The sequence below is a fragment of the Cellulomonas uda genome, assembly GCF_006538705.1.
Classification (GTDB): Bacteria; Actinomycetota; Actinomycetes; order Actinomycetales; family Cellulomonadaceae; genus Cellulomonas; species Cellulomonas uda.
Map to the genome: position 1 here is coordinate 20079 of NZ_BJLP01000052.1, position 8106 is coordinate 28184.

At 71.9% G+C, this 8106-nt stretch carries 7 protein-coding genes and 1 other RNA gene; 1 reads left to right on the forward strand and 7 read right to left on the reverse strand.

Features of this window, described 5'->3' with window-relative positions; translation table 11 throughout:
* Positions 1-249: 249 nt before the first annotated feature.
* The 4 genes from CUD01_RS16875 to CUD01_RS13640 all read right to left on the reverse strand — a co-directional run bounded on the left by CUD01_RS16875 (position 250) and on the right by CUD01_RS13640 (position 3012).
* Positions 250-600, reverse strand: a complete 351-nt coding sequence (locus CUD01_RS16875) for a hypothetical protein (protein ID WP_208405411.1) — start codon at positions 598-600, stop codon at positions 250-252.
* A 112-nt stretch (positions 601-712) separates the two neighbouring features.
* Positions 713-1081, reverse strand: a transfer-messenger RNA (tmRNA) gene (gene ssrA / locus CUD01_RS13630).
* A gap of 387 nt (positions 1082-1468) precedes the next feature.
* Complete coding sequence (locus CUD01_RS13635) at positions 1469-1819, reverse strand: hypothetical protein (RefSeq protein WP_166772097.1); 351 nt, start codon at positions 1817-1819, stop codon at positions 1469-1471.
* Positions 1820-1995: 176 nt separating this feature from the next.
* Positions 1996-3012: a zinc metalloprotease gene (locus tag CUD01_RS13640; protein ID WP_141321843.1), complete on the reverse strand. Its 1017-nt coding sequence runs from the start codon at positions 3010-3012 to the stop codon at positions 1996-1998.
* 98 nt (positions 3013-3110) lie between these two features.
* On the opposite strand from CUD01_RS13640, the gene CUD01_RS13645 reads away from it, so the two are divergent.
* Positions 3111-4175: an ATP-dependent DNA ligase gene (locus tag CUD01_RS13645; RefSeq protein WP_141321845.1), complete on the forward strand. Its 1065-nt coding sequence runs from the start codon at positions 3111-3113 to the stop codon at positions 4173-4175.
* Positions 4176-4213: 38 nt separating this feature from the next.
* On the opposite strand, the gene CUD01_RS13650 is transcribed toward CUD01_RS13645, so the two are convergent.
* From CUD01_RS13650 to CUD01_RS13660, 3 genes are all read right to left on the reverse strand, one after another.
* Positions 4214-6127, reverse strand: a complete 1914-nt coding sequence (locus CUD01_RS13650; protein ID WP_141321847.1) for a DUF2207 domain-containing protein — start codon at positions 6125-6127, stop codon at positions 4214-4216.
* A gap of 44 nt (positions 6128-6171) precedes the next feature.
* Positions 6172-6642, reverse strand: coding sequence for an SsrA-binding protein SmpB (smpB, locus tag CUD01_RS13655; protein WP_094179558.1), 471 nt, complete (start codon positions 6640-6642; stop codon positions 6172-6174).
* Positions 6643-6750: 108 nt separating this feature from the next.
* Positions 6751-8028: a peptidoglycan DD-metalloendopeptidase family protein gene (locus CUD01_RS13660; protein WP_244937788.1), complete on the reverse strand. Its 1278-nt coding sequence runs from the start codon at positions 8026-8028 to the stop codon at positions 6751-6753.
* Positions 8029-8106 lie beyond the last annotated feature (78 nt).

The following is an 8106-nucleotide window of genomic DNA, read 5'->3' on the forward strand; positions in this document are numbered from 1 at the left end:
CAACCACACCACGAGATGACAGCCATCGAAGACGCCGTCGAGCGGCACTACGGCCGCAAGCGCTTCACCGAGATCTACGTCGACCTCGTCCGCAACCTCATGGACGACGCCGTCTCCGACCAGGAGGAGTCCCAACGCCTGCTCCGACGCCAGCTCAACGAGCAGATCAATCGCCTGGACACCCAAGAGGAGAACCTCATCGATCTAGCCGCCGACGGCGAGATCGCCAAGGACCGGATCAAGACACGCCTATACAAGATCCAGCGCGAGCGCGAACGCCTCACCGAGCAGTTCGACGTCGTCAACACCGACCTCAAAGCCGGGCAGCGAGTCATCGAGCAGCACCTCACCCTCCTCCGCGACGCCACAACGCTCTACCGAGGCGCCAGCGACGAGAACAAGCGCCGACTCAACCAGCTGATCTACAAAGCCATCTACATCGAACGCGACCCAGAGGACAACCTCAGCGCCAGCGCCAGCCACGCCCGCGACCCCTACGACGCGCTCTACGCCGGCCAGGAAGCGCTGGACGCCGTCGGACGGCAGATGAGCACCGAGGCGCTCAACGCAGCGTTCGAACGGTCGCTCGCGGCGAACCACGCAGACGACGGAAGAGGCGCGATCCAGATGGACCGCGCCTCTTCCGTGACAACGTGCTGGGCCTCGTGCCTGACCGCCGTCTCGGCGGCTCAGGGTTCTACTAAGCCTCACATGGTGGAGGTGGCGGGAATCGAACCCGCGTCCGATGACGTGGAACCAGGGCTTCTCCGGGTGCAGTCCGTGATGGATTTTCTCGGCCCCCACCACTCCCACGGACGGGAAGGCGGACGGGCCCAGTCAGCTAGAAGTCCCGATCCTCACACTGACGATGAGGATCAGCAGTGGCTCTCTAGATGACGCCGGGAACTAAGTCGAGAGCGTACTTAGGCCGACGGACTTCGAAGCTCGCTCAGGCGGCGAGGGCGAAGTCGGTGCTCTTGGAATTGGCACCTATGATTTGCACGGAGCGTTGACGAGATAACCGTGCGTCCTCGACCCGCTTCTCCTGGCTCGACGATCACCGTCGAAACCGATCACCCCCATGTTGTTTTATCAAGCGCCCGGTCCGTGCGACCGCAGTGCCGCAGCACGTGCCGAGCAGGTCCAGACTACCTGCCCAACGCGTGGGGCGTCATCGTGATTCCCGCTCCGCCCGAGCCGGGTGTCGGCGCACCGCAGTGGCGTCCGGTCATGGTCGACCTCACGGACGCGGACCTGCGCGGCTCCACCTCGACCGGGTGGAGCTCTCGGGTGCGAGGCTCCGACGGTCGAACCTCGACGGGATCACGGTGCGTGGTGCGAACATGCAGATCCTCGCGGAGTGGCAGCACCGGCTGTACGCCGAGCGTGAACTGTCGGCACTCGAGGCGCCCACCAGGTGACGACGCCCGAGCGCGCCGGCGGGGACGCGCTCGGGCGGTCCCGGGACTCAGAGCGACGGCGGCCGGACCTGCGACCACACCACGGAGGACCTGAGCCGGGTGCCGAAGATCGCGAAGTACCAGTCGTGCTCGCACGACGAGAGGTTGCGGTCCGGCAGGCGGCGGCGGTGCAGCAGCCACTCGGGCGTCCCGTTGTCGTGGTAGGGCTCGAGCGCGAGGTAGCCGCGTTCGGCGAGCGCGTGGACCACGTCGGGCAACGGGTCGTGCGCCCGTGGACGCGTCGAGGCGCGGCGCACGAGCACGAGCGCCCCGATCCCGACGAGGGCGAGCACCGCGACGACCGCGAGCACCCCCGGTCCTTGTGCGTCCGTCTCGGCCGTGCGCGTGAGCGCAGGCACGACGTCCCCCCCTACCATGACCTGTCCCCCTGTCGTCGCTGGCAGGTGGCGACTGTATCGACGCGGACCACCTGCGGTGGAGGCGCCGGGGTAAGGATCACCCGGGAACCGGACATCCGGTCATGCCCGGGGGTGATGCTGACGCGTGCCACCACGCCTGCCCGGGGCACCGGGTCTCACACGTCGGGCGCGCACACCCCCCGGCCGAGCATCGACAGGCCGTACCGGTCCCCCGCCTGGTAGGTGAGCACGTCCGGGGACGCCTTCGGGTTCATCAGCTGGCTCGCGTCCTGCACGTGCCCGAGCCCGAGGGCGTGCGCGAGCTCGTGCCGCAGGACGGGCACGTACGCGGGCACCCCGTCGACGGGGTCACGCTCGAGCATCGTCGTGTCGATCCAGACCGCGCCGGACACCGCGACGAGCAGGCCGTCGCCGCGGTCGACCACCTGCGGCCCGCCGATGCCCGCGACGTCGCCCTCGAGCTCGGGGACACGGCTCTCGTCGGAGAACTGCACGAGCAGCGGCGCCCAGCGGTCGCCGTAGCGCTCCGGTTGGACGGGGCTGCGGCCGACGCGCGCGTCCTCGTCGGTCGTCCCGTCGACGACGAGCACCAGACCGGTGACGGCCTCGAGCTCGGACAGCACGACACGCATCTGGTCGACGAGGTCCGCGGGGGCCTCGTTGAGGTTGAGCGAGACGTGCACGGGGCGGCACGGCGACCACGCGACGGGCACCTGCGTGCCGTCGGGCAGCTCCTGGGTGCGCTCGAACGCGTACGCGGAGCCGTCCCACGCGAGCGGGGCGGGCGTGCCGAGCGGAGCGTCCTCCTCCTCGAACCCCGGCTCGGGCAGGTGGGCCAGGCTCGCCACCCCGCCGCCCGAGGCGGTGTCGTACCGCAGGACGTCCCGGGAGAAGAGCGCGTCCACCGCGCCGTCCCACGACTGGTCCGGGAGGCGGGACCACCACACGACGGCGCTCCCGGCGATCACGAGCACCGACAGCACCGCGGTCAGCACGCTGGTCGAGGGCGAGGCCGGCCGGCGACGGCGGGTCCGCGCCCGGTCGGCCTCGACCGACGTGTCCCAGGTGTCGCCGCGCCACGGGGGCGGGGCGCTCTCGCGGCCGCGCGCCTCGTCGACCACCCACTGCGGGATGCGGCCCGACTTCGAGCGCGGGAGGTCGTCGGAGGACACAGGGTGGCATCGGCGCATGCCCGGCCGACCTCAAGGGGCCACGTGCCGCCGAGCGCGGCCCGGTGCCGATGTCACCCGTCCGGTGCAGGATGTCCCCTATGCGCCTGCCCGTGATGCCGCCCGTCGCGCCCATGCTCGCGAAGTCGGTCAAGGAGATCCCCGACACGGGACACGTCGAGCCCAAGTGGGACGGCTTCCGCACGATCGTGTTCCGCGACGGCGACGAGGTGGAGCTCGGCAGCCGCAACGAGAAGCCGATGACGCGCTACTTCCCGGAGCTGGTCGAGCAGATCAAGGAACACACGCCGCCGCGGTGCGTGCTCGACGGGGAGATCGTCATCGTCTCGGGCGACCGGCTGGACTGGGACTCGCTGACGAACCGCATCCACCCGGCGGCATCACGCGTGACGCTCCTCGCGGAGCAGACGCCCGCGAGCTTCGTGGCGTTCGACGTGCTGGCGCTCGGCGACGACGACCTGATGTCCACGCCGCTGGCCGACCGGCGCGCGCGCCTGACGGAGGCGCTCGCGGGCGCCGGCGGTCGCGTGCACGTGACGCCCGCGACGGCCGACCTCGACGAGGCGCGGCGCTGGTTCACGCAGTTCGAGGGTGCGGGCCTCGACGGCGTGGTGGCCAAGCCGCTCGACGGCCGCTACCTGCCCGACAAGCGCTCCATGTTCAAGGTGAAGCACGAGCGCACCGCGGACTGCGTGGTCGCGGGGTTCCGGTGGCACAAGTCAGGTCCGGTCGTCGGGAGCCTGCTGCTCGGGCTGTGGAACGACGACGGCCGGCTGCAGCACGTGGGTGTGGTCGCGTCGTTCCCCATGGCCCGCCGCGCGAGCCTCGTCGACGAGCTCGCGCCCCTGCGGGACGGCGTCGAGGACCACCCGTGGGCGCAGTGGGCGGACGAGCAGGCGCACGCCGGTCAGCGGCTCCCGGGGGCGGTGAGCCGGTGGAACGCGACGAAGGACCTCAGCTTCGTGCCGTTGCGGCCCGAGCTCGTCGTCGAGGTCGCGTACGACCACATGGAGGGTGACCGGTTCCGGCACACGGGCCAGTTCCGGCGGTGGCGGCCGGACCGCGACCCGGCGACGTGCACGTACGCCCAGCTCGACGAGCCCGTCCGGTTCGACCTAGCGGACATCCTGGGCCTGCGCCCGTAGCGGTCCGCGCGGCCGAGGACGTCACGACGAGGGTGCGGTCACCAGCCGCCGCCTCCGCCTCCGCCCACGCCGCCGCCCGAGAACCCCCCGCCGGAGAACCCGGAGTCGCCCGACGAGCCGGGCGTGGGCGCGGTGAGGGACTCGGTCGCCACGGTCTGGAACCGGTCCATGGACGAGGCGAAGCCCGAGGCCCAGAACATCCCGGGCAGGGGGTCGTAGTAGCCGACGTACCAGCCGGGTGCGTCGAGCGCGCGCCCCTGCGCGGCGAGCTCGGAGAACACCCGCGCCCACCGCTCGGCGACGCCGAACACGATCGCGTAGGGCAGGTAGCGGCTGAAGACGTCCTGCCCCTCCTCGAACCGGATCTGGTCGGCCTCGGCGGTGGTCAGGTACGTCCTGAAGCCGAGCGCCTGCGCGAGCACGGCCGTGCCGTCCTCGGTGCGCGCGGGTGCGTACCTGGCGCACACGAGCACGACGACGCCGACGACGCCGATCGCGAACGGCAGGAGCGCGAGCCCGCGCGCGGAGGTGGCGAGCGAGCTGTCCCCCACGCCGATCGCGACCGCCAGGACGAACCCCGCGGCGACGATCAGTGCGATCCCCGCGGCGATCCACCGGGCGCGCACGGACTTCGGGTTGGCGCGGAACCAGCCGAGGCGTGTCACCTGGTCGTACAGCGCGTCCTGCACCTTGCTCATCGACGTCGCGAACGTCTGCTTGAGGTCGGACAGCTTGACAGTCGAGCGCGCGTCGAAGATGTCGCGCAGCAGCCGGGACTCGTACTCGAGCAGCGCGGCGTCGGGCGCGCGCAGCTGCACGAGCGTCCAGTCGTTCGGCTTCTTCTTCGGGTTCGAGCGCGGCACCTCCTCGATCCGCAGGTACCCGCGCACGGCGAGGTCGATGAGCGTCGCGGTCACGTCGACGGGGTCGGCCTTCTCGTCGACGAGCGTGCCGAGCTCGCCGGGACGCACGTCCTGCGGCGGGGTGAACTGCACGCTCACGGGCGTGCGCTTGTCGCGGTACCCGGAGCCGACCTCCTGACCGTGCACCGGGCGCAGGCCGGGCGTCAGGCCGAGGTAGGCGCGGTCACGTCCGGTGCGCCGCACGCGTCGCACGGCCAGCGCGCTGCCCCCGAGCGCGGCGAGGACCGCGAGCCCGCCCAGCGGCGACGCGGGCGCCCAGACAGCCGCCGGGTCGGGGCGCTCGACGAGGAGCGGCTCGGCGCCGACGAACGTGCCGCCGGGCCAGCCGGTGACGGTCGTGAACGGCTCCCGGGCTCCCAGCAGGTCCTGCGTGAACGTCGCGCTGCTCCCCCGCACGTCGGCCGACGTGCACGGCGTGGTCGAGCCCGACGGGCCGGCGAAGCAGACCGCACCCTCGACGGGTGCCGGTCCGGTCACGGTCGCGCTGACGTCCCCGATCGGGATCTCCCAGCCCTCGCCGATGACGTTCCAGTACAGCTCGTCGCCCGAGTGCTGCTCGTTCGCGGGGTTCACCAGGCCGTCGACCCGGTAGGTCAGGCGGTAGGTCTGCACGCCCGACACGTCGTCGACGTCCTCGTCGCCGATCCGCAGCGTGAGCCAGCCGTCGCTCTCCTCGCGGTGCAGGTCCGCCGGCGCACCCGAGGGGCTCGTCACGCTCACCGCGCTGTAGCTGAACACCCGGTCACGCGTCTCGTCGTACCCCTGACGCGTCGGCAGCGTGAGGTACGGACCGTGGCCGGGGTCGTCGCCGAAGTCGAAGTCGAAGTCGACGCTCACGTCCGCGGTCCCGGAGGAGTCCAGGGTCGCCGTCACGTCGTACCGCGTGATCTCGCGGCCGCTCGTCTGGTCCGGTGCCGCCGACGCGGCGAGCGCGGTGCCGACGAGCAGCGCACCCGACAGACCGAGGACGGCGACCGAGCGGCGCGGACCGCGCCCTCGCGGCGCGACGAGGTTCAGGAACTGGTGCACCGCCGCAACCTATCGCGACCTGCGGTGGAGCGGCCGGGACCCGCTCAGCGGTCGCGCAGGTCGCGCATGGCGCGCTGCGCCTCGAGGTTGTCCTGCCGCTCACGCAGCGCCTGACGCTTGTCCCAGTCCTTCTTGCCGCGGGCGAGGGCGATCTCGACCTTCGCCCGGCCGTCGAGGAAGTAGAGCGCGAGCGGGACGACCGTGTGTCCCTTCTCGCGCGTGCGGGACTCGAGACGGTCGATCTCCTCGCGGTGCAGCAGCAGCTTGCGCTTGCGCCGCGGGGCGTGGTTGGTCCACGTGCCCTGCGCGTACTCGGGGATGTGCACCCCGTGCAGCCACGCCTCGCCGCCCTCGATCTCGCACCAGCCGTCGACCAGCGACGCGCGGCCGGCGCGCAGCGCCTTGACCTCGGTGCCGGTCAGCACCACGCCGGCCTCGAAGACGTCCTCGATCGTGTAGTCGTGGCGGGCCTTGCGGTTGGCGGCCACGAGCTTGCGCCCGGAGTCCTTGGCCACCGCGCACCCCTCCTCGTCCTCGTCCGCGGTCGTCGGACCACGGGCCCCCGTCGTGAGGGCCGCTCGAGCCTACCCGCCGCCCGCGCGGGTGGCGCAGCGGTTATCGGCTCACAGCGGCAGGTACGGCCGGGGGTTCGTCGTCGCGCCGTTGAAGTACACCTCGAAGTGCAGGTGGCAGCCGCCCGACGTCCCCGTGTTGCCCGCACGTGCGATGAGCTGACCCGCCTTCACGTACGCGCCGGGGCGCACGACGAACGACGACAGGTGGTTGTAGCTCGTCGCGAGCGAGCGGCCGTTGACCGAGCCGTGCGTGATCATCACCTGGTTGCCGTACCCGTAGCGGTACTGCGTCCAGGCCACGGTGCCCGAGCGCGCGGCGTACACGTCGTTGCCGCAGTAGTCGCGCAGGTCGATGCCCGCGTGCAGGCGCCAGTAGTGCAGGACCGGGTGGTAGCGCATCCCGTACTCGGACGTCACGTGGATGGGCCGCGTCTGGGTCGGGTTGACGAAGAGCGTCCCCGACGACGACGGCGGCGGGTCGCCGGGGTCCGGGTCCTTCGCGCGCTCGGCGTCGCGCTTCTTCTGCTCCTCGATCGCCTTGCGCAGGTCCGACTCGATGCGCTTGGACTCCCGGTCGATGCGCGCGAGCTGCGCGGTGATCTCGCCCTTCTTCGCGAGCAGCGCGGCCTGCTTCTCCTGCTCCTCGGCGAGCAGGGCGTCGAGCGTCGCCTTGGCGTCCTCGGCCGCCTTCTTCGCAGCCTTGGACTGCTCGACCTTCGCGTCGGCCTCGTCCTTGAGCTCGCCGATGCGCGTCTGGACGGCCTGGAGCCGCTCGGCGGAGTTGCGGTTGCCGGACTCGGTGGCCTGCAGGTCGTCGAGCACCTGCGCGCGCGTGCGCAGCGCCTGGCTCATGAGGTCCGCGCGCTGGATGAAGTCCTCGCTCGAGTCGGCGTCGAGCACCATGCTCACGCCCGAGACGTCACCGCCGCCGCGGTACGCCTCGCGCGCCATCTGCCCGATCGCCTCACGCAGGCGCGACGACTCGCTGGAGTCCGCCTCGATCGTCGCGGACAGGTCGTCGGCCTGCTCGCGCGCGTCCTGCAGGCGCGCCGCGACGATCGCGGCCTCGCGCTTCGCCTTCGCGTACTCGGCCTCGGCCTCCTGCACCGCGAGCCGCGCGGCGGGCAGCTGGGCCCGCACCTCGAGCAGGCGGTCGGAGACCGCGCCGAGCTCGCCCTCGAGACCCTCGAGGACCTCCTCGGCGTCCGAGCGCTCCTTCTCGTTGGCCGACTTCTGCCGCTCGGCCGCCTTGCGTCGGTCGTCGATCGCGTCGGCGTTCGCGGGCGCCGCGACCGCGCCGAGCACGATCGTCGCGACCAGTCCCACGATCGCGAGCAGCGCACCCGACCGGGACGCGCGCGCCCCGGGGCGTGCGGCGACGCCGGTGGTGCGCCGGCCGGTCGG

Coding starts and splice junctions, on each gene's coding strand:
- CUD01_RS13645 (WP_141321845.1), top strand. CDS start 3,111: ATGCGCCTGCCCGTGATGCCGCCCGTCGCGCCCATGCTCGCGAAGTCG.